Source organism: Sphingomonas asaccharolytica NBRC 15499 (assembly GCF_001598355.1).
In the GTDB taxonomy this organism is placed as follows: domain Bacteria; phylum Pseudomonadota; class Alphaproteobacteria; order Sphingomonadales; family Sphingomonadaceae; genus Sphingomonas; species Sphingomonas asaccharolytica.
On the sequence record NZ_BCYU01000077.1, the window covers coordinates 1 to 19,863 of the forward strand.

The window sequence follows — 19,863 nt, forward strand, 5'->3', positions numbered from 1 at the left end:
CCTGCTGACCACGCACGAGGTCGCGGTGACGATCGAGGAAGGCGCGATCGGCGGGCTCGGTGCTCACGTCCTGACGATGGCGAGCGATACCGGGCTGATCGATGCCGGGCTCAAGCTTCGCACGATGCGCTTGCCCGACATCTTCCAGGACCAGGACAAGCCCGAGGTGCAATATGCCGAAGCCGGGCTCGACGCCGACCACATCGTCGACACCGTGCTGAAAGCGCTACGTTATAACGATGCGAGCGTAGCTGATGGGGCTAGAGCCTGACACGACGGTAGATTTCGGCAAGTTAAACGCCGCCGAACGGACGGCGCTGAGCCTGCTCGCCCAGGGGCATACCGCCAAGAGCATCGCGACGTTGACCGATCGCAGCGTCGGCGCGGTCAACGAGCGGTTGCGCGAAGCACGGCGCAAGACCGGCGTTGGCAGCAGCCGCGAACTCGCGCGGCTGTTTGCCGCCCAAGAAAATCGTGACGACCTTATCGGGATGGCGCCGTCCGATGCCGCCGCGTCAGAGCCCATCACACCGGTCGCGACTGGCCGGTGGTGGAAAGGAGTTACATTGATGTGCCTCGCTCTTGCCGGTGCGCTTGCCGTCGCGATATTCGTCGCGCAGCCAGCCCCGCTCGTTTCGCAATCCGCGACCGCTTCGAATGCGGGAAAGCCCGATCCGAGCTGGAATTCGGGCTATTGGCACCGGCGCGTCGTCGGTGAGCAACGCGATAGCCAATGGGCGCCTGAAGCGGAGAGCGCGCTGCGCGTCAGGATGGCGCGAGTCCCGGACCTCGACGGCGGCGACCACCCGCTGAAGATTCGCTGCGCAACGACTGCATGCGAAGTGACCGGCACGCTCAGTGGAGACGATCAGCGACAGTCCGCGATGCTCAGCGAGGTCCAGACCGCGGCCGGCAAACCTGTTCCGGGCGCCCCCGCGCTGACGAATGTCGGCTTCCAGGTCGTGGTCGACCGAGGCCAGGCGCCAGGGTTCACCATCCAATTCCGGCGCAACTAGAAGCCCGGTTGGGACTGGATGGGCCGTCACACCGTCTCCACCGTCACCTCGGCTTGTCCCGGGGGTGACGGTGGAAGGTACCCGCCGTCTGCCCGTCTCACTTGTGCAGATAATGCTCCTGCGCAGCGTCGGTGGCATTGATCGCCAGGATCGACCGGGCTTCGCTGGGATTGAACGGATGACCCGAGCGGTCGGCCGATGCGGCGATGACGCGGTCAAGCAATCGCCGACCTTCCTCCCACCAGCCGATCCCGCTGGCGGCATTCAAATGCCCCTGCGCACCGGCATCGACGAAATGGCTGCCCCAGAACGAGGCCATGCTGCGCGCGCGGCCGATATCGATCCATGGATCGTCGGTCGAGGCGACCAGGATAGAGGGGAAGGGGAGCGCCTTGCGCGGCGTCGGCGCGAATCCCTTGAGCTCCTGCGCGGTATCGGGGCGGTCGGGATCGGCCGGGGCAACGAGCAAGGCGCCGGCGACCGGCCAGCCATAAGGCTGCGGACTCATCTCGGCCCACCAAGCCACCGCCAGACAACCAAGCGAATGCGCGGCAAGGATCACCGGCGCCTTGGCCTGGCGTACCGCCTGATCGATCTTGGTCACCCAGGTATTGCGGTGAGGCTGGTCCCACATGCCGAGTTCGATCCGGTGCGTGTCGGGGCGCGACGTCTCCCACAGGCTCTGCCAGTGCGAGGGGCCGGAACCGCCCAGACCGGGGACGGTTAATATAGTCGGAAGTGTGCCGTCGGGATGCGTGAACTGTCCCATCGTTTCTCTCCAAGAGAGGGTGGGAAGAAGACGGCGTGGGCGCTCTAGGGGGACGACCGCGCTGCTATCTTCATCTTCTTCCCAACGCTCAATCTAATTCCCAGTTTCTTGATGGGAATAAGCTTGCGCCCAATTGCCGCCGGATTGCGACGGACGGAAATCGCGGTCATGGGAGAGGAATGGCAAAGGTTCGCGCCGACCAACTCATCACCGATCGCGGGCTCGCGGAAAGCCGCACGCGCGCCCAGGCGCTGATCATGGCGGGACTGGCATTCGCCGGCGACAAGCGAATCGACAAACCGGGGCAGATGCTCGCCGAGAATGCCGCGATCGAGGTCAAGGGACGCGATCACCCCTGGGTATCGCGCGGCGGGATCAAGCTCGCGCACGCGCTCGACCATGCCGGCTGGGACGTCTCCGGCGCGGTGGCGATCGACGTCGGGTCGTCGACCGGTGGGTTCACCGATGTGCTGCTGTCTAAGGGCGCGGCACGGGTCTATGCGGTCGATAGCGGCACCAACCAGCTTGCCTGGAAGCTTAGGCAGGACGAGCGCGTCATCGTCCACGAACAGACCAGCGCGCGGATTCTGACCGAAGCGCATATTCCCGAGCCGATCAACCTGATCGTGTGCGACGCGAGCTTTATCGGCCTGGCGAAGGTGCTTGAGGTGCCGCTGCGCTTCGCGAAACCGGGTGCGTGCCTGGCGGCGCTGATCAAGCCGCAGTTCGAAGCCGGGCGCGGTGAGGTCGGCAAGGGCGGGGTGGTGCGCGATCCTATTGTGCACGACCGGGTCTGCAACGAGGTCGCGGCATGGCTGACTGCGAGTGGCTGGACGGTCGAAGATATTGTCCAGAGCCCGATCACCGGGCCCGAAGGGAATGTCGAATTCGTTATCCTGGCGCGTCTGTCTGACTAGGGCCGTCCAATTCCAAGGCGGTCAGCCTACCCGCGATGGAGGTCCCGGCTTGTCATCATGCTGCATCGCGGCAACACTAAGCGAACGCGCGTGTCGAGCGTGCAAGAGGATTGCTGATGGAAATCGCGACCAAGGAACAATTGCGCGGGGTGTTTCTACGCTGGGCGGTGGTGACGGTGCCGCTGATCCTGCTGTTGGGTTTCGCCTCCAGCCGAATCGCGCCGGCGGGAGCGCAGAACCGCTGGTACGCCGCGCTCGCGCGTCCCGGGATCACGCCGCCAGATTGGGTGTTTCCGGTCGCCTGGAGCGCGATCTACATCATGATGGGGCTGGCGCTGGCGATGATCATCAACGCACGCGGATCGCGGTTGCGGGGGCTGGCGATCGCCTTGTTCGTGCTTCAGCTGGTGCTCAACCTCGCCTGGTCGCCGCTGTTTTTCGGCATGCATCAAGTGTCGTCCGCGCTGATCCTGCTCGTCGCGATCTTCGTCGCGGCGCTGGCGACGACGCTGGTATTCGGCCGGATCCGCCCTGCGGCGGCGTGGCTGATGGTGCCGTATCTGGTTTGGTTATGCTTTGCCGGCGTGCTCAATTGGGAAATCGAGAGGCTCAACCCCAATGCATCGACGCTTGTACCGTCTTCGCCGAGTGCCCAGATGAACTTCTGATCAAGATTACGGGATACCAGACATGCAATCCGAAAACCGGATGTTCGATGACCTCGTCAAATTCGTGAACGGCGCCGCCGGCACACTGGCAGGGATGGGCCGCGAGGCCGAAGCCGCGACGCGCGAGCGCGCCAAGGAATGGATCGGTGGGCTCGATTTCGTCAGTCGCGACGAGTTCGAGGCGGTCAAGGCGATGGCCGCCGCGGCGCGCGACGAGGCCGATGCACTGAAGGCACGACTCGACGCGCTGGAAGGCAAGGCAGCGCCCGCCGCCAAGCCAAAATCCACAAAGCCCTGAACCGATTTTCCACAGCTTTCTCCACGATCCCGTTGCGCGTCTCGGCCGCAACGGGCAGATTCGCATGAGATGACCAGCGAGACCCACGATGCTCGATGAGAGCGATTTCCAGCGCGAGGATGCGGCGCCGATCGACATGATCGAGAGCTATTACGCCGCGCATGGCTGGGAACATCAGCGCCACGACGATGAGGTCGTCGCGACGGTCAAGGGCAGCTGGACCGAATATGAGCTGCGCGCGCTGTGGCGAGAAGAGGATTGCGTGCTGCAATTCCTCGCTTTTCCCGACATCCGCGTACCTGACGACCGCCGCGTCGCGATCTACGAAGCGATCGGGCTGATCAACGAGCAATTGTGGATCGGCCATTTCGAATTGTGGTCGTCGAGTGGAATCGTGCTCTATCGCCACGCGGCGATGATCGATGGCACCGATGGCGGGACGTTGACCCTGGAAGGCGCCGAATTGCTGATCGAATCGGCGATCGACGAGTGCGAGCGCTTCTATCCCGTGTTCCAGTTCGTCCTGTGGGGCGGCAAGTCCCCGAAGGAGGCGCTCGCCGCGTCGCTGACGGAGACGCAGGGCGAGGCGTGAGCATGACGGCCGCGGTTCCTCGCCGGCTATGGCTGATCGGGTGCGGCAATATGGGCGGCGCGATGCTGTCGCGCTGGGTCGACAGCGGCGCGGTGCAAGGCGACGCGGTCGATGTGGTCAACCGCCACAACCGCGATCTTCCCGAGGGCGTGCGCCAGGCGCGCGCTCTGCCCGACGGCCCGCCGCCTGACGCGGTGATGCTGGCGATGAAGCCGCAGCAGCTCGATGAGATCGTCGCTGCCTATGGCGAGCGTATCCGTCAGGCACCGATGCTGATCTCGATCCTGGCGGGAGTCGAGGAAGCGACGCTGGCCGAGCGTTTTCCTGGCCCCGCAATCGTTCGCGCGATGCCCAATCTGCCCGTCGCGCTCGGCAAAGGCGTGATCGCGCTTTATGCCGATGGCGCCCCGCCGTCCGCCAGGGAAACCGTGGCGGCGTTGATGGCGCCGCTCGGACTCGTCGAATGGACCGCGGATGAGGCGATGTTTGGCGCGGTCGGCACGCTCGAAGGGTGCGGCCCGGCATTCCTGTTCCGCTTCATCGATGCGCTGGCGAAGGCCGGCGAAAAGCTGGGCATCCCCGCCGATCAGGCGGCGCGGCTGGCACTGGCGACGGTCGACGGCGCGGCATTGATGGCATCGGGTTCGGACGCGACACCAGCAGTTCTCGCGGACCGCGTCGCCAGCCCGGGCGGTTCGACACGGCAGGGCCTGAACGTGCTCGATCGCAACGATGCGCTGATCCGGCTGATGACCGAGACGCTGCAGGCCGCCGAACGCCGCGGCCGCGAGATGGCCGCCGCCGCCAAGGCTAACACTGCGGAATTTGATTAGCGTCGTTGTCCCGGCGGCACCGAATTTTCGCGCCAATTATGGACCCGGTCGCGTTCGGTCGGAGGAATCAGCCCTTCGAGCACTGCCCAAAAGCCGGTCACCGCTTGCTGTCCCGCGGCGCTATAGGCGCGCGCGATGATGTCGCGGGCATGATTGAACAACTCGGTGTCGAGCTCGTAGCCTGAATCGGTCAGCCGCAACAGCCGCTGCCGCCGGTCGCGATCGCCGATCCGCGTTTCGACCAAATGGCGTTCCTCGAGCTCGGTCAGCACGCGCCCGAGCGATTGCTTGGTGACGCCCAGGATCGACAGCAATTCGCTGACCGAAATGTCGGGATGACGGCCGATGAAATAGAGCGCGCGATGATGCGCGCGGCCGATTCCGCGCTCGCCCAGATTCTGGTCAACCGCCTTGGTCAGCCGGCTATAGGCGAAAAAGAGCATTTCGGATCCTCGGCGAATTTCGGACTCGCGGAGGAATTGGGCCGAAGCGGCTGGTGTTGGGGCAGTCATGTTGACCGGTTTTGCCACCGCGATTAATCTACGGCAAGCCTTGGACGCGCGCGATTTGTCGCGCTATGGCCGATTGTCATGAATATCGCCGCGCATTTTCCGCTAAACGCCACCGCGTCGCCCACCTCCAATGAGGCCCGCGCCGAAAAACTCGTCAATCCGGGTTTTGGCCGCGTGTTCACCGATCATATGGCGATCGCGCATTATAGCGATGAAAAGGGTTGGCACGATCTCGCCATCGCGCCGCGCCAGCCGCTGACGGTCGATCCTGCCTGCGCCGTGTTGCATTACGCGCAGGAGATTTTCGAAGGGCTCAAGGCCTATCGTGGCGCGGACGGTGGCATCACCATGTTCCGACCCGAGGCGAATGCGCGTCGCTTCCGCAAGTCGGCTGAGCGGCTGGCAATGCCGTTATTGCCCGAGGAATTGTTCGTCGAGTCGTGCCGCGCTTTGGTCAGTGCGGAACGCGACTGGATCCCGACCAGCGAAGGCGGATCGCTCTATCTACGCCCGTTCATGATCGCCAGCGAGATCTTCCTCGGAGTCAAGCCGTCGTCCGATTACATCTACATGGTGATCGCCTCGTCGGTCGGCGCCTATTTCAAGGGCGGGGCGCCCGCAGTCTCGATCTGGGCATCGGAGACGTACACGCGCGCGGCCCCCGGCGGCACCGGCGCGGCCAAGTGCGGCGGCAATTACGCCGCCAGCTTGATCGCGCAGGCCGAGGCGATCAAGCTAGGCTGCGACCAGGTCGTGTTCCTCGACGCGGTCGAACGCCGCTATGTCGAAGAACTGGGCGGGATGAACGTGTTCTTTGTGTTCGACGACGGATCGCTCGCGACCCCGCCGCTCAGCGATACGATCCTGGCCGGCATCACGCGTGATTCGCTCATCGCACTCGCGCGGGACCGCGGCATCACCGTCCGCGAAGAGAAATATGCGCTCGACCAGTGGCGCGCCGATGCGGCGAGCGGCCGGCTGGTCGAGGCCTTCGCCTGCGGCACCGCGGCGGTGGTCACGCCGATCGGTCAGGTCAAGGCGAGCTCGGGCGACTTCACCATCGGCTCGGGTGGCCCGGGCCAACTCACCATGTCGTTGCGCGAATCCCTGGTCGCGATTCAGACCGGCGCGGCGCCCGATCCTTACGACTGGCTCGACCGGATCGCATAAGGGCTTTTTCAGGGCTTTGCAGGATCGCGCGCGCCGTTATAAGCGCGCGCTCCCGCCCGGACATGTCGGCCGGGAATGTTGGGGCGTCGCCAAGTGGTAAGGCAGCGGCTTTTGGTGCCGCCATTCGCAGGTTCGAATCCTGCCGCCCCAGCCAGCCACACATTTCAGCTTGTGTCAGCCTGTGCGCTCTGACGTGAGCGAAGCTTCGTATTTGACCTGCACGTCCCGTTCGTCAGCGTCGATAAACGAGGCGGGATGCTTTTGGTTCGACGTGCCCGTAGACAACAACCTCTTTCGCACAATCGGCCATTTGCCGGTTCACCTGTCCACCGACTTGATCGTGTGCGAACGCCGTAGCGGGTGAATCGCCATTACCTCTTCGTTAAGTTGGGGGGAGTTGGTGCCGTTATTTAAAGATTAACTGAGAAACCTCACGCGACTTTGACGGTGTTGCTGCATGATGCGCGCTTACACTTCACGATTGGCCCGCCGTGCTTCCCCTTCAACACATCATTCTTGAGATGATTGCGACTGGAAGCACTCTGGAAGCCACGGCCGATCGTCTTTGCTGCGAAGTCGAGGCCTTGCTGCCTGGCGTCATCTGCTCCGTTTTGACGGTCGATCGCGGCGGCGTCCTGCATCCGCTATCGGCGCCGAGCCTGCCGTCGGACTATTCCGCAGCGCTGGATGGTATCCCAATCGGACCTGCAGCGGGCTCGTGCGGAACGGCCGCATATTTCAAGAAGCCGGTGGTCGTCGCGGACGTCGCGCGCGATCCCAAATGGGCCGCATTCAGGCACCTTGTTCTGCCACTCGGGCTGGCGGCGTGCTGGTCGAGTCCGATCTTTGACGCGAGCGGAATGGTCTTGGGAACCTTCGCAATCTATTATCGCGAGCGGCGCGGTCCGACCGCAGCCGAGAAGCGGATCGTCGCAAACTGCACCCACCTCTGTGCGATCGCGATGGAGCGACACGACCGTTTGCTCGAGCATGAGCGCAAGGCGAACGTCGACGAGCTCACCGGGCTGCTGAACCGCGCCTCCTTCAATCGGGCACTCGCAGGCTTGTCGTGCGACGAGCCCGGGTCCTGGGCGATCATGATCCTCGATCTAGATAATCTGAAGGTGACGAACGACACCTTTGGTCATCATGTCGGCGACGATCTCTTGCGGGAGGTCTCATCCCGGCTCACCGCTACCTCAGCACCGGCAAAGGCCTTCCGGATCGGCGGCGACGAGTTTGCGATCATCTGGGAAACACCGGAAGCGCTTCGAGATATCTCCGCTACGGCACAGCGGATCCTCGATCGTCTGGCTGAGCCGGCTTCATGCGATGGGCATCTGATCTCTCCGCAGGCGACGATCGGCGGCGCGGTGCTGTCGATCGGCGACGCGACGGCTGAGACAGTCCGCCAGAAGGCGGATTTCGCCCTGTACCACGCCAAAGAGACGGGCAGAGGCGGGTTCGTCCGCTACTGGCCCGGCATCGGGACGGCGATCACGAAGCGCCTGACGGCCATTCGCGACCTTGGCGAAGCGCTTCGCGAGAATCGCGTCGAGGCCCATTATCAGCCGATCTTCCGCCTCGACACGCGCGAAGTGGTCGGGGTTGAGGCGCTCTGCCGCCTGATTTCGCCTGACGGTGAAATCATTCCCGCCGCGGCGTTCAACGACGCGACCTCGGATGCGCAGATCGCATGCTCGCTGACAGAACGCATGCTGGGACGCATCGTGGCCGACATCCGCCACTGGCTCGACCTTGGCATAGCATTTCAGCATGTCGGTCTGAACGTGTCCTACGCCGACGTCCACCGCGGCAAGCTCGGCGGTCAGCTCAGCGCTGCGTTTGCGGCCGCGGATGTGCCGCTCAAGCATCTGATCGTCGAGATCACCGAGAATGTTTATATGGGGCGCCGCGACCACGTCATTGCCCGTGAGATCAAGGCGATGCGAGAGCTGGGGCTACGGGTGGCGCTCGACGACTTTGGTACCGGCTTCGCCTCTCTGACTCATTTGCTGACCGTCCCCGTCGACATTCTCAAGATCGACAAGAGCTTCGTAGACAGCCTCTCGCCCGGAAATCCCAGCAGCGTGATCGTCGAGGGACTTTTGAGCATCGCCGAAAAGCTCGGCATCCGCGTGGTCGCCGAGGGTATAGAGACCGAGAGCCAGGCCGCGCAGTTGAGCGCCTTGGGCTGCGTACTCGGGCAAGGTTACCTCTTCTCGCCAGCGGTCGATCGCGTCGCAATGACCGAAATACTGGTCCGGTTCGGGCAGCCCTTGCCCGCAGAAACGCCGTCGCTGGGCGCCGCATGGGTGCACACCGGCGACGCGGATGTCGGCGCCAAACAGAGCGCGCGTCTCTTGAGACGTGGCGGGCAGTAAAGCGCCGATCATAAGCCTGCGACCGCCAGGCTCGCTCAACGAACGCCGGGAGCATTGGGGGCACCGGTAGCCAATCAGTCCGCGGCCTGGACGATGGCCGCTTCGGTCGTCAGTAGCAGCCCCGCGACCGACGCGGCATCCTGCAGCGCGGAACGGACCACCAAGGTCGGGTCGATCACGCCCGACTTGACCAAATTCTCATAGGTTTCGGTCTGGGCGTTGAAGCCCATGTCCGGATCGTTGCCCTCGATCAGCCTCGCGCAGACCACGCCGCCGTCATGGCCCGCATTCTCGGCGATCTGGCGCAGCGGCGCCGACAGCGCTCGGCGGACGATGTCGATGCCACGATCCTGGTCGGCATTGTCGCCCTTCGCACCCTGCAGCGCGCTCGCCGCGTGGAGCAGCGCCGTTCCGCCGCCGGGAAGGATCCCTTCCTCTACCGCGGCGCGGGTGGCGTGGAGCGCGTCGTCGACGCGATCCTTGCGTTCGGTCATCTCGACTTCGGTCGATGCGCCGACCCGAATGATCGCAACGCCGCCCGACAGCTTCGCCAGCCGTTCCTGGAGCTTTTCCTGGTCATACTCGCTGTCGGTATTCTCGATCTGTTGCCGGATCGCTTCGATCCGGGCGGCGATCACCGCGGGATCGCCCGCGCCGTCGACGATCGTCGTGTCGCTCTTGTCGATCGAGACCCGCCTGGCGGTGCCGAGCATGTCCAGCGTCACGCCTTCGAGCTTGATGCCGAGCGCTTCGCCGACGACCATGCCTTTGGTCACGATCGCGATATCCTCGAGCATCGCCTTGCGGCGATCGCCGAAGCCCGGCGCCTTGACCGCGGCGACCTTCAGGCCGCCGCGCAGCTTGTTGACGACGAGCGTCGCCAGTGCGTCGCCCTCAATATCCTCGGCGATGATCAGCAAGGGCCTGGCCGCCTTGGCGGCAGCTTCGAGGATCGGCAGCAACGCCTCCAGCTTCGACAGCTTCTTCTCGTGGATCAGGATGTACGGATCTTCGAGCTCGACCGTCATCTTGTCGGCATTGGTCACGAAATAGGGACTGAGATAGCCGCGATCGAACTGCATGCCCTCGACGATTTCGAGCTCGAATTCCATGCCTTGTGCGTCTTCGACCGAAATCACGCCTTCCTTGCCGACCTTGTCCATCGCCTTGGCGATGATCCGGCCAATCTCCTCGTCGCCATTGGCGGAGACGATGCCGACCTGGGCGATCTCGTCATTGTTGGCGACAGGCCTGGAGCGCGAGGCAAGGTGCTCGACGACGCAGACGACGGCGAGGTCGATGCCGCGCTTGACGTCCATCGGATTGATTCCGGCGGAGACCGATTTGAGGCCCTCGCGGACGATCGCCTGGGCGAGCACGGTGGCGGTGGTCGTGCCGTCGCCGGCATGGTCCTGGGTTCGCGAGGCGACCGCGCGCATCATCTGCGCGCCGAGATTCTCGAACCTGTCCTTGAGCTCGATGTCCTTGGCGACGGTGACGCCGTCCTTGGTGATCCGGGGCGCGCCATAGCGCTTGTCGATCAGGACGTTGCGGCCCTTGGGGCCTAGCGTCGTCTTGACCGCATCCGCGAGCAGATCGATCCCGCGCGTGATTGCCTCGCGCGCATCGCGCGAAAATTTGATGTCTTTGGCTGGCATGGATCGGGCCGTTCGGTTGCTGGAACGCGACGGGAGCGTCGCTATCACAACCGAAGCCAGCGCTGCGATCTGCGAATTGGCACTAGGGAAGCGCGAGTGCCAGTATGCCCCATGTGGGGGCAATCGCGATTATGCGCAAGGCGGCGTGGCGCGTCGATTGCTTACGGCGACTGGACTTTGACCGCGGATCGGCCGGCCGCCGTCTTCGCCAATTTCCGGTCGAAACTCAGAAAAGCAGTGCAGCCCCCCGCTTTTGCGAGGTGCAGCGCGTCGGCGAAGTCCATGCCGCTCTCCATCCAGTCGAGTGCTTGGGCCAGCACCGGTGGCTGCTCGACGATGACGCCGGGGAGGCCGGCCAATCCGCGCAACGCGGCGGCGATCCGCGGCGGGGCGAAGTCGTAACCGCTGCGCAACACCCATTCGCTCTCGAGCAGCACGGTTAGTGCGATGAAGATGTCACCTGCCTCGATCGCGTCGCGTGCTGCCTTTGCCTGGGGTTTGTCGTCGGCGACGAGGAAGCGGACGACGACGTTCGTATCAATCGCGCGCACGACGTTTCGCTTCGGCGGCGACGGCGGCGTCCATGTCCTCGATCGACTTGGCCTTGCCCTCGAACCCGAGCGATCCGAACATCGCGTCCACGCTGGTTTCGGCAAACATCGGCACCGCCTTTAGAAGCACGCCCTCGGCGGTGTTTTCCACCGTCAGCCGCGTTCCGCTCGGCCAATGTCGCTGCTCGCGGATCGCTTTGGGCAGGATCACCTGGCCCTTGGTCGATACGATCGTCGTCAGCCCTTCCGGTATCGCCGGCATCGCGCATCTCCTACGGTAAGACGGCGGTAAGATAAGGTGTCCGAGCGCGATCCGCAAGCGGACGCGAATCGGCCCTGGATTGGTGGGGGTAGGGCGGGGAACCGAGCCGGCCTGGCTCCCCGCCGCCAGCCTCAGTCCGCCGGTTCCAGCTTGTCCGCGGTGCGCAGCTCGAAATCGCTGGCATCGTGGCGTTCGTGGAGCTGTTCGGACGGCTCGCCCATCACGCGATTGACCATGCGGCCGCGCTTCACCGCGGGGCGCTCGAAGATCTGGTCGGCCCAGCGGATGACGTTCTTGTAGTCCTGCACCTGCAGGAATTCGCCGGCGCCATAGACCAGTCCCTTGGCCAGCGCGCCGTACCAGGGCGCGGTTGCCATGTCGGCGATCGAATAGTCCCTGCCGCCGAGATACTCGCTCTCCGCCAACCTTCGGTCGAGCACGTCGAGCTGGCGCTTCACTTCCATCGCATAGCGGTTGATCGGATATTCCTGCTTGAACGGCGCATAGGCATAGAAATGCCCGAAGCCGCCGCCGAGGAATGGCGTGCTGCCCATCTGCCACATCAGCCAGGACAGGACTTCCGCGCGGGCGGGATAGTCTGCCGGTAGGAATTCGCCGAACTTCTCGGCCAGGTAGATCAGGATCGCGCCGGATTCGAACACGCGCAACGGGGCGGCGGGATCGGTGTGATCCATCAGCGCAGGGATTTTGGAATTGGGGTTGGCCGAGACGAAGCCGCTGCTGAACTGGTCGCCCTGGTTGATACGGATCAGCCAGGCGTCATATTCAGCGCCTTTATGGCCCAGCGCGAGCAGCTCCTCGAGCATCACCGTCACCTTCACCCCATTGGGCGTGGCGAGCGAATAGAGCTGCAACGGGTGCTTGCCGATCGGCAGTTCCTTGTCGTGCGTCGGCCCAGCGATCGGCCGGTTGATATTGGCGAACGCGCCGCCGTTTTCCTTGTCCCAGGTCCAGATGGCAGGTGGGGTGTACTCGGTCGGCTCGCTCATGAATGTAGCTCCACGCTCTCGCGGCCGGGAGTCGCCGGCCGTGCTGTCGCTAGCTAGGAAGCCCGATCGGGTTTCGCCACCTCGCCGGCGCGGACCTCGGCGGGTTCTCCTGAGGCTGGTGGCTGTTGTCAGACGTGCGATGTCGAGCGCGCTCGCGCCATCACGCGGATCGCAGGATCGTCACCCCTCCAATACCGCATGGGCTCGCACCGGAAACGTGCCCATCTTGCTGACCTTTGGCGGCACCGCCCAGAAGCGGAATCCGTCGATCGGGAGCGCATCCAGATTGGTCATATGCTCGACGATCGGGATACCGGCGCCGAGCAGAATTGAATGTACCGGCCGTTCACCGCCGGAAACGTCGTCGATATTGTAGGAATCGATGCCGACGACCAGCGCGCCGTGATCGCGCAAATAGCTGGCGGCATCGGCTGTCAGGAACGGATGATCCTCGAAATATTGATCGGTCCGCCAATGCCGGTCCCATCCGGTCTGCACCAGCACCGCGCGGCCGCCGACATCGCTTGCGGCAAAGGCTGCCCAGTCGATCGCGCGCTCCGCTTGCCCGGCGACCCGCACCACGACCGCCGGAACGCCGCTGACGCGGTCGAGATCGAGCCCGGAAAGGTCATAGCCGTCGGCGTAGCGATGGAACGGCGTATCGAGATAGGTGCCCGTGTTTCCGACCATTTCGATCTTGCCGATCTGGAACTCGGTCCCTTCGGCGTAGGTCGCGCGCGATTGCTCGCGCGATAGATGATCGCACAGGAGGGGAGCAGGCAGGCCCTTATAGGTGATCATGCCGTCTTCGATCGTGTGGCTGAGGTCGATGCGGCCGCTTGCATTGGCCGCCGTCGGTCGCGAGGCTACGGCGGCGCGTTTGTGGCGCTCCGCGATGATCCGCTTGTTGAGGATCCGCACCTCGCCAACCATGAGTAGCCGCAGATCGGCGATGATGTAGGCGGCGAGCTTTTCGTCGGTAATGTCGTCGCCGTTGATATCGAGCCGGAAATCCTGACCCTGGATGCCGCCTCCGTTCGAAAAATCGACCTCGAAATCGAAACACACCCGCTTGTCACTCACCATTCTTGCCTTCCAGCTGCGCCAGGTTGTGATGGCGATTTAGGGTGAAATCGTCCCGTTGCGCCAGCGCGAACGCGGCATCGGCTTTGACGGGGCGTAGCCGGTACCGTCGACACGTTCCATCCGTCACGATGAACTATCCGATGCGGGCCCGGCACAAACGCGGTATCGTGGACGTGGCGGCGGATGGTGAAGGTGAGGTCAACTTGATAGCGGTGCGCGAGCGCGGGCGCAGCGGCGGATCGGAAACGGAAATGGCGCTGTTCGCGCGTGTCGTCGGCGGCGACCGGGCGGCGTTCGAGGAATTATACCGCCTCTACCATCCCCGGCTGACACGGTTCCTGCTCAACCTGATCCGGCGGCCGACCCTGGTCGAGGAAGTGCTCGACGATACGATGATGGTGGTGTGGAACCGCGCCGACAGCTTTAACGGCGCGAGCAAGCTGTCCACCTGGGTCTTCGCCATTGCCTATCGCAAGGCGATGCGGGGGCTGAAGCGCCAGGACGAGGCGGTCGAGGACAAGGAGGCCGAAAACCGCGTCAGCGACGCGGCGAGCCCAGAGGACGAATCGAGCCGCCAGCGGATCAACGCGTTGCTGATGCGGGCAATGGACGAATTGTCGCCGGCGCACCGGGCGGTGGTCGACCTGACCTATTTTCACGATTTGGGCTATCGCGAGATCGCGACGATCCTCGAATGCCCGGTCGATACGGTGAAGACTCGCATGTTCCACGCCCGCCGACACCTTAGGCGTCGCCTGGCCGGTGCGTTGACCGACTGGATTTAAGGAATGTTCGATGGCTGAGATCATCCGGCTGCGCGGCAGCCCCCATGAACGGGCGCAGCAATTGCTGCCCTGGTATGTCAATGGCACGCTGGAGGCCCACGAAGCGTCCATGGTCGAATCACATCTCGCCGAATGCGCCGAGTGTCGCGCCGATATGGCAGCGGAACAGGTCCTGGCGCGCGAGGTCGCGGCGCTGCCGCTCGACGTCGAGCACGCCTGGTCGATGCTGAGCGACCGGATCGACGCCGCGGGGCCGCCCCGCCGGCTGGCCCAACCGGTGCCGTTCCTGCGCCGCAAGGTGGCGATCGGATGGGCGCTCGGCGGGCCGCTTGCGGCGGCGGCTGCCGTCGCGTTCGCTGTCGCCATCGTCCCAGGCGCACCATCGCCGGTCGGAGAGACCTATCGCGCATTGGGATCGGCACCGACGGTGGCGCCGGGCAACGCGCTGGTGATGTTCCGGCCAGATGCACGCGACAGCGATCTGCGCGCCGCGCTGACCAAAGCCCGCGCGCGCGTCGTCGACGGCCCTACCGCGAGCGGCGCCTATGTCGTGCGGATCGCGCCCGCCAGCCGGGCACAGGCGCTCGACGGCCTGCGCGCGACGCCTCAAATCGTTTTGGCCGAGCCGATCGACGCCGGGTCGCAGCCGTGACCTGGCGCGGATGGTTTCGACTTTGCCTGGCCTTGTGCGGCGTCGTCGCGCTGGGCGTGATGACGCCGGGCCATGCGCAGGAGCGGCCGGAGGCTGACGCCGATCGCCAGATACTGGTAATGCTCAAGATGGCGCCGCCGCATTATCGCCCCGGCGCAGCCTATGGCGGCAGTTATGGCGATGGCGCGGCGATGGCCGCGCGGCGGCGGATCGCCGCGGGGATTGCGCGGCGCAACGGTCTAACCTTGGTCGATGGGTGGCCGATGCCGCTGATCGGGGTCGATTGCTATGTCATGCGCGTGCCCGACGGCATGGCGGTCGACGCGGCGATAGCACAGGTGTCGAAGGACTCGGCGGTCTCCTGGTCGCAGCCGCTGCAAACGTATCAGGCGCGCGGTTCCCCGGCTGGGGTCGCGCCCAACGACCCGCTGTTTCGTGCACAGCCGGCCGCTACCGCCTGGCGGCTGGCCGATCTCCACCGCATCGCCACCGGCCGCAACATTTCCGTCGCCATCATCGACAGCAAGATCGATGTCGCGCATCCCGATCTTGCCGGCCAGTTCATCGCCAATCTCGATTTCGTCGACCGCCGCACGACCAGCGGGGAAGCGCATGGTACGGGCGTTGCCGGTATCGTCGGCGCCAAGGCCGGGAACGGCATCGGTATCGCCGGGATCGCACCCGACGCGCGGATAATGGCGTTGCGAGCCTGCTGGCAGACCGCCGTAGGTCCAACGCTCTGCAACAGTCTCGGCCTGGCGCGGGCGCTGCAATTCGCGATCGAACATAATGCCGAGGTGATCAATCTCAGCCTCGCCGGGCCGGCAGACCCGCTGCTCGCCCGGCTGATCGCCCTTGCCCTCGCGCGCAATCTCTCGGTGGTTGCGCCGTTCGATCCGTCTTTGCCCCAAGGCGGATTTCCCGCTTCCTTGCCCGGGGTCATTGCCGTCGCGGACGAATCTTTGCGGTCCCTGCCGGCGCGCGTGTACATTGCTCCCGGCCGCGACGTGCCGACAACGCAACCGGGGGGTAAATGGTACCTGGTCAACGGCAGTTCCTATGCAGTCGCACATGTCACCGGGCTGATCGCGCTGATGCGCCAGGCCGGCGGCCGCGCGACACGGATCGCCCTGGACCGGATGGCGGGCGGCGCGATCGATGCCTGCGCGACTCTGGTCGGGACGTCGCCGGGCTGTGATTGTTCGTGCGCAATCGACCGCAGGCTGGCGGGAAGGGCGCGCTGACCTGCGGCACGTGGGAGCGTTGGCCGCGCCGTTGATCCTGTGCCTCGCCGCGACTCCCGCACGCGCCCAGGTTAGTGGCAGCGTCGACGTCGAGAGCGATTATCGCTTGCGCGGCTATTCGTTGAGCGCGGGACAGCCTGTGGCGACCGCGCAGATCGGCTATGACGACGATAGCGGCGTCTATCTCAACCTATCCGCCACGGGAGAGATCGGCCGCGACGATCCGCTGTTCCTGGGAGTGCAGGGCAATATCGGCTATGCCCGCCGCCTCAATCAAACGCTGTCGATCGATGGCGGCATAGCCCGCAGCCAATATCGCTCCCCCGACCGCGAGAGCCGGTCGCACAATTACACCGAAGTCTATCTCGGCCTCGCCTCCGGTCCGTTTTCGGCACGGGTCTATTACTCGCCCGATTATGAGCAGGCCTATGTCTCGTCGCTCTACGCGGAAGTGGAGGCGACCTTTCGGCCAGCGACGAACTGGCGGGTAAATGGCCATCTTGGGTCGCAGATCTATCTGGCGACTCCAACGCAATATCTGGGCGGTCGTGCGTCGCGCTATGACTGGCGGCTAAGCGTGGCGCGCAAACTGGGGAGTTTCGACCTCCATGCCGCACTGTCGGGCGGTGGCCCGGGCAAGGATTATTATTCGGGCAGCTTCCATGGCAAGGCCGCGCTGACCGCGGGTGCGAGCTGGAGTTTCTGACGTACCGCTTAAACCTTTGGCGGCAGGCGCGGGGTCGTCCGCGTTCATGCTCTAACTGCTTCCCCGAACCACCAATTGCACGGGAACGAACGCCTTTCCGGTTCGGCCCTCCGATTCTGCCGGTCCGAACAGCGTCCCGACCAACATCTCGCCCGCGCTTGCCACATCCTGTTCGATCGTCGTCAGCGCCGGCGTGGATTGGCGCGCCCCGAAGCCGCCGTCGAAACCGACGATCGCGACGTCCGCGGGAATGCGGATGCCCGCTTCCTGCAAACCTCGCATGATGCCCGACGCAAGCGTATCGGATGCCGCGAACACGGCGTCGATCATGGGGCTGATTGCTAGCAATTGCGCGGCCGCCGCTTCGCCCTGCGCGTGGCGGTCGTCGATCGGCGGCGCCGTCACTTCTATCGGCGTCAGGCCGTGTTTCGCCAGCACATCAAGATACCCCTGCCGCCGCAAGCGAAACGCCTGGTGTGCTTCCCAGCCTGGCCCAACGAACGCGATCTGCCGACGGCCAGCCGCTATAAGATGCTCGACCGCCAGAACGCCCGCCGCATGATTGTCGGCGCGGACGATCGGTAGCGAGTCATCCGGCGCTCCCCAGGCAACGAGGTTGCTGCCGGCCTGCCGCGCCCGGGCGAAATAGTCCCAGGCCGCGCGGTTCGCGGCGGTGCCGATCACGATCAGGCCGTCGGCTTCGCGCCGTTGTTCGAAGTCGCTGCGTAGCGAGTCCGGCGTGCTCTGGTATGATAGCAGGATGCCCATGCCGCGCCGCGCCGCTGCCGCCTCGACCGCGCCCAATATGTCGAAATAGAAGGGGTTGAGCGCGCGCCGCTCGAGGTCCGATGACGTCAACAGGACCACCGCCACCGTCCCGACCGCACCGCCGCGGAGCCTGACCGCCCGGCTGTCGGGGCGATAACCGAGCTCGGCCGCTGCGCGGGCGACGCGGTCGCGCGTCTCGACGGTGATCGAGGCGTCGCCGCGCAAGGCGCGCGACACGGTCGATTGCGACACCTGGGCCAGCAATGCGACATCGAACGAGGTGGGGCGATGCGCCCGCTCGCTGGTCGGTTGCTGGTCGGCCTCGGGTTCCATTGGCGCCTGACTATGACGCCAGGGCGTGCCGTGTCTGCAAAATTCGATGCGGCTTGGCGTAGAGCGTAACTGTTGTGTGGGGGCGCGACCGCAAATTCCTCCCCGGCACGGGGAGGGGGACCGCGCGGCGCAGCCGCGTGGTGGAGGGGGCCCACCGTCCGCTAACCTCTTCGCTTGTGGCTGGTTGATCGTGGCCCCCCTCCACCATCGCTGCGCGTTGGTCCTCCTCCCCGTGCCGGGGAGGATTATTGGTCGCCTACGGCTAGCCGGTAACCCACCCCAGGTTCGTTGGTGATCAATCGCGGCCGGGCAGGGTCCACCTCCAGCTTCTGACGCAAATTGCGGACGACGATGCGCAGATAATCGACATGGTCCTCGTGCGCCGGCCCCCACACGGTGCGGAGCAACTGGCGGTGGCCGATCACGCGGTCGGGCCGCTTGGCCAGTTCGGCGAGCACGTCATATTCCTTGGGCGAGAGATGGACCTCTTCGCCTGCCCGGCGGACCCGGCGGCGCTCAAGGTCGATTTCGACGTCGCCGGTGGTCACTGCCGTCTGCCCTGTCTCGCCCGCAACGCGGTGGCGCAGCGCCGTCCGAACCCGTGCCAGCAGTTCCTCGGTATCGAAAGGCTTGGTGAGATAGTCGTCGGCGCCGAGGTCGAGCGCGGCGACCTTTTCCGCTGTTTCGCCGCGCGCCGAGACGACGATGACCGTGGCACCAATGCGAGCCCGGAAAAGCTGGATCAGTTCCAGCCCATCGCGATCGGGCAGCCCGAGGTCGAGCAACACGACTTCGGGCTTGTCGATATCGGCGGCCGTCAGCGCTTCACGCGCGGTCGCCGCTTCGATCACCGCATAGTCCGACCGCTCGATCGCGACGCGCAGCAAGCGGCGGATATGCGCGTCGTCCTCGACGATCAGGATCCGGGGCTGGGCGGACATGGAACAACGTTACGGCCGCGATGTCATCCGGTCGAGGGCGAGATTGAGCGCGAGGACATTGACGCGCGGCTCGCCGAGGAAGCCGAGCAAGGGATAGGCGATGTTGTCGGCGACGATCTGGCGCAGCTTGGCGGGGTCGATCCCGCGCGCCTTGGCGACGCGCGACACCTGGAACAAAGCCGCCTCGGGGCTGATATCGGGATCGAGCCCCGAGGCGGAGGCCGTCACCAGATCGGCGGGTACGTTGGAACCTGGTGCGGGATTGCTTGCCCTGGTCGAGGCGATGTCGCCCTTGATGCGATCGGAAAGGGCCTGGCTGGTCGGGCCGAGGTTGGAGCCCGACGAGGCGGTGGCGTCATAGCCATTCTTGCCCGCGGCCGAAGGACGGCCGTGGAAATAGCGGTCCGAGGTAAAGCCCTGGCCGATCAGCGAAGAGCCGATGACAATACCCTTGGCGTCGCGGATCAGGCTGCCATTGGCGGCGGCAGGCGCGATGACTTGGCCAATGCCGGTGATCGCGGCGGGGTAGACGAGGCCGAGCAGGACAGCGAAGAGCAAGGTCAGCGCGAGGGCCGGGCGGAGGGCGGTGGTGAAGTCTTTGAGCATTGGTTTTTCCTTTCTAGCCCCTCCCCTTCAGGGGAGGGGTTGGGGTGGGGCAGTGCCTCAAGCTGGTCGCTCGTTGGGAGGCCCCCCCCCCCCCCCCCCCCC

The 19,863-nt window shown here is 64.9% G+C and carries 23 protein-coding genes and 1 tRNA gene; 14 read left to right on the forward strand and 10 right to left on the reverse strand.

Annotated elements, in window-relative coordinates; genetic code table 11:
- Together SAS01S_RS17525 and SAS01S_RS23000 are read left to right on the forward strand one after the other, a co-directional pair.
- A partial coding sequence (locus tag SAS01S_RS17525) for a transketolase C-terminal domain-containing protein (RefSeq protein WP_281179332.1) occupies positions 1 to 271 on the forward strand: 271 nt, incomplete at its 5' end.
- Positions 255 to 1,016 (forward strand): helix-turn-helix transcriptional regulator, encoded by a 762-nt coding sequence (locus SAS01S_RS23000; RefSeq protein WP_066811622.1) that lies wholly within the window; start codon positions 255 to 257, stop codon positions 1,014 to 1,016. The genes SAS01S_RS17525 and SAS01S_RS23000, both read left to right, overlap by 17 nt.
- A 97-nt stretch (positions 1,017 to 1,113) precedes the next feature.
- Here the strand turns inward: SAS01S_RS23000 and SAS01S_RS17535 are convergent, their stop codons facing one another.
- Positions 1,114 to 1,785, reverse strand: a complete 672-nt coding sequence (locus SAS01S_RS17535; protein ID WP_066811623.1) for an RBBP9/YdeN family alpha/beta hydrolase — start codon at positions 1,783 to 1,785, stop codon at positions 1,114 to 1,116.
- Between the two features lie 179 nt (positions 1,786 to 1,964).
- On the opposite strand from SAS01S_RS17535, the gene SAS01S_RS17540 reads away from it, so the two are divergent.
- From SAS01S_RS17540 to proC, 5 genes are all read left to right on the forward strand, one after another.
- Positions 1,965 to 2,702, forward strand: coding sequence for a TlyA family RNA methyltransferase (locus SAS01S_RS17540; RefSeq protein WP_066811625.1), 738 nt, complete (start codon positions 1,965 to 1,967; stop codon positions 2,700 to 2,702).
- 116 nt (positions 2,703 to 2,818) lie between these two features.
- Positions 2,819 to 3,370 carry a TspO/MBR family protein gene (locus tag SAS01S_RS17545; RefSeq protein WP_066811627.1) on the forward strand — a complete coding sequence of 184 codons (552 nt, stop codon included), beginning with the start codon at positions 2,819 to 2,821 and terminating at the stop codon, positions 3,368 to 3,370.
- Positions 3,371 to 3,392: 22 nt separating this feature from the next.
- A complete protein-coding gene (locus SAS01S_RS17550) occupies positions 3,393 to 3,668 on the forward strand; it encodes an accessory factor UbiK family protein (RefSeq protein ID WP_066811629.1) in 276 nt (91 codons plus the stop codon).
- 88 nt (positions 3,669 to 3,756) lie between these two features.
- Positions 3,757 to 4,260 carry a type III secretion system chaperone family protein gene (locus tag SAS01S_RS17555; RefSeq protein WP_066811631.1) on the forward strand — a complete coding sequence of 168 codons (504 nt, stop codon included), beginning with the start codon at positions 3,757 to 3,759 and terminating at the stop codon, positions 4,258 to 4,260.
- A 2-nt stretch (positions 4,261 to 4,262) separates the two neighbouring features.
- A complete protein-coding gene (gene proC, locus SAS01S_RS17560; protein WP_066811633.1) occupies positions 4,263 to 5,093 on the forward strand; it encodes a pyrroline-5-carboxylate reductase in 831 nt (276 codons plus the stop codon).
- On the opposite strand, the gene SAS01S_RS17565 is transcribed toward proC, so the two are convergent.
- Complete coding sequence (locus SAS01S_RS17565) at positions 5,090 to 5,605, reverse strand: MarR family transcriptional regulator (protein WP_066811635.1); 516 nt, start codon at positions 5,603 to 5,605, stop codon at positions 5,090 to 5,092. The two genes, proC and SAS01S_RS17565, sit on opposite strands and share 4 nt — an antisense overlap.
- Positions 5,606 to 5,683: 78 nt before the next feature.
- Between SAS01S_RS17565 and SAS01S_RS17570 the strand changes: the two genes are divergently transcribed.
- The 3 genes from SAS01S_RS17570 to SAS01S_RS17580 all read left to right on the forward strand — a co-directional run bounded on the left by SAS01S_RS17570 (position 5,684) and on the right by SAS01S_RS17580 (position 9,159).
- A complete protein-coding gene (locus tag SAS01S_RS17570; RefSeq protein ID WP_066811637.1) occupies positions 5,684 to 6,775 on the forward strand; it encodes a branched-chain amino acid aminotransferase in 1,092 nt (363 codons plus the stop codon).
- A gap of 79 nt (positions 6,776 to 6,854) precedes the next feature.
- Positions 6,855 to 6,929: transfer RNA gene (locus SAS01S_RS17575), tRNA-Gln, on the forward strand.
- 337 nt (positions 6,930 to 7,266) lie between these two features.
- Entirely contained in the window at positions 7,267 to 9,159 is a 1,893-nt protein-coding gene (locus SAS01S_RS17580) for a putative bifunctional diguanylate cyclase/phosphodiesterase (RefSeq protein ID WP_157082884.1), read from the forward strand.
- A gap of 74 nt (positions 9,160 to 9,233) precedes the next feature.
- On the opposite strand, the gene groL is transcribed toward SAS01S_RS17580, so the two are convergent.
- From groL to SAS01S_RS17605, 5 genes are all read right to left on the reverse strand, one after another.
- Positions 9,234 to 10,817, reverse strand: a complete 1,584-nt coding sequence (groL, locus tag SAS01S_RS17585; RefSeq protein ID WP_066811639.1) for a chaperonin GroEL — start codon at positions 10,815 to 10,817, stop codon at positions 9,234 to 9,236.
- Between the two features lie 161 nt (positions 10,818 to 10,978).
- Entirely contained in the window at positions 10,979 to 11,368 is a 390-nt protein-coding gene (locus SAS01S_RS17590) for a type II toxin-antitoxin system VapC family toxin (protein ID WP_066811641.1), read from the reverse strand.
- Positions 11,355 to 11,630: an AbrB/MazE/SpoVT family DNA-binding domain-containing protein gene (locus SAS01S_RS17595; protein WP_066811643.1), complete on the reverse strand. Its 276-nt coding sequence runs from the start codon at positions 11,628 to 11,630 to the stop codon at positions 11,355 to 11,357. Before SAS01S_RS17595 ends, SAS01S_RS17590 begins: the two co-directional genes overlap by 14 nt.
- 131 nt (positions 11,631 to 11,761) lie before the next feature.
- Entirely contained in the window at positions 11,762 to 12,640 is an 879-nt protein-coding gene (yghU, locus tag SAS01S_RS17600; RefSeq protein WP_066811645.1) for a glutathione-dependent disulfide-bond oxidoreductase, read from the reverse strand.
- A gap of 180 nt (positions 12,641 to 12,820) precedes the next feature.
- Positions 12,821 to 13,726 (reverse strand): cyclase family protein, encoded by a 906-nt coding sequence (locus SAS01S_RS17605; RefSeq protein ID WP_066811647.1) that lies wholly within the window; start codon positions 13,724 to 13,726, stop codon positions 12,821 to 12,823.
- A gap of 140 nt (positions 13,727 to 13,866) precedes the next feature.
- Here SAS01S_RS17605 and SAS01S_RS17610 point away from each other — a divergent pair, with 140 nt between their 5' ends.
- Genes SAS01S_RS17610 through SAS01S_RS17625 form a run of 4 tightly spaced genes read left to right on the forward strand, consistent with a single transcriptional unit; the run spans position 13,867 to position 17,113 of the window.
- A complete protein-coding gene (locus SAS01S_RS17610; RefSeq protein WP_245656978.1) occupies positions 13,867 to 14,511 on the forward strand; it encodes an RNA polymerase sigma factor in 645 nt (214 codons plus the stop codon).
- Between the two features lie 10 nt (positions 14,512 to 14,521).
- Entirely contained in the window at positions 14,522 to 15,163 is a 642-nt protein-coding gene (locus tag SAS01S_RS17615) for a zf-HC2 domain-containing protein (RefSeq protein WP_066811649.1), read from the forward strand.
- Positions 15,160 to 16,407, forward strand: a complete 1,248-nt coding sequence (locus SAS01S_RS17620) for a S8 family peptidase (RefSeq protein WP_245656980.1) — start codon at positions 15,160 to 15,162, stop codon at positions 16,405 to 16,407. The genes SAS01S_RS17615 and SAS01S_RS17620 overlap by 4 nt, the downstream gene beginning before the upstream one ends.
- Positions 16,408 to 16,426: 19 nt before the next feature.
- A complete protein-coding gene (locus SAS01S_RS17625; protein WP_169804981.1) occupies positions 16,427 to 17,113 on the forward strand; it encodes a TorF family putative porin in 687 nt (228 codons plus the stop codon).
- A 51-nt stretch (positions 17,114 to 17,164) separates the two neighbouring features.
- Here the strand turns inward: SAS01S_RS17625 and SAS01S_RS17630 are convergent, their stop codons facing one another.
- The 3 genes from SAS01S_RS17630 to kdpC all read right to left on the reverse strand — a co-directional run bounded on the left by SAS01S_RS17630 (position 17,165) and on the right by kdpC (position 19,761).
- On the reverse strand, positions 17,165 to 18,214 hold the full coding sequence (locus tag SAS01S_RS17630) for a LacI family DNA-binding transcriptional regulator (protein WP_084239155.1): 1,050 nt from the start codon (positions 18,212 to 18,214) through the stop codon (positions 17,165 to 17,167).
- 245 nt (positions 18,215 to 18,459) lie between these two features.
- Positions 18,460 to 19,155 (reverse strand): response regulator, encoded by a 696-nt coding sequence (locus SAS01S_RS17635; protein WP_066811654.1) that lies wholly within the window; start codon positions 19,153 to 19,155, stop codon positions 18,460 to 18,462.
- A 9-nt stretch (positions 19,156 to 19,164) separates the two neighbouring features.
- Positions 19,165 to 19,761, reverse strand: coding sequence for a potassium-transporting ATPase subunit KdpC (kdpC, locus tag SAS01S_RS17640; protein WP_066811656.1), 597 nt, complete (start codon positions 19,759 to 19,761; stop codon positions 19,165 to 19,167).
- Positions 19,762 to 19,863: the final 102 nt, after the last annotated feature.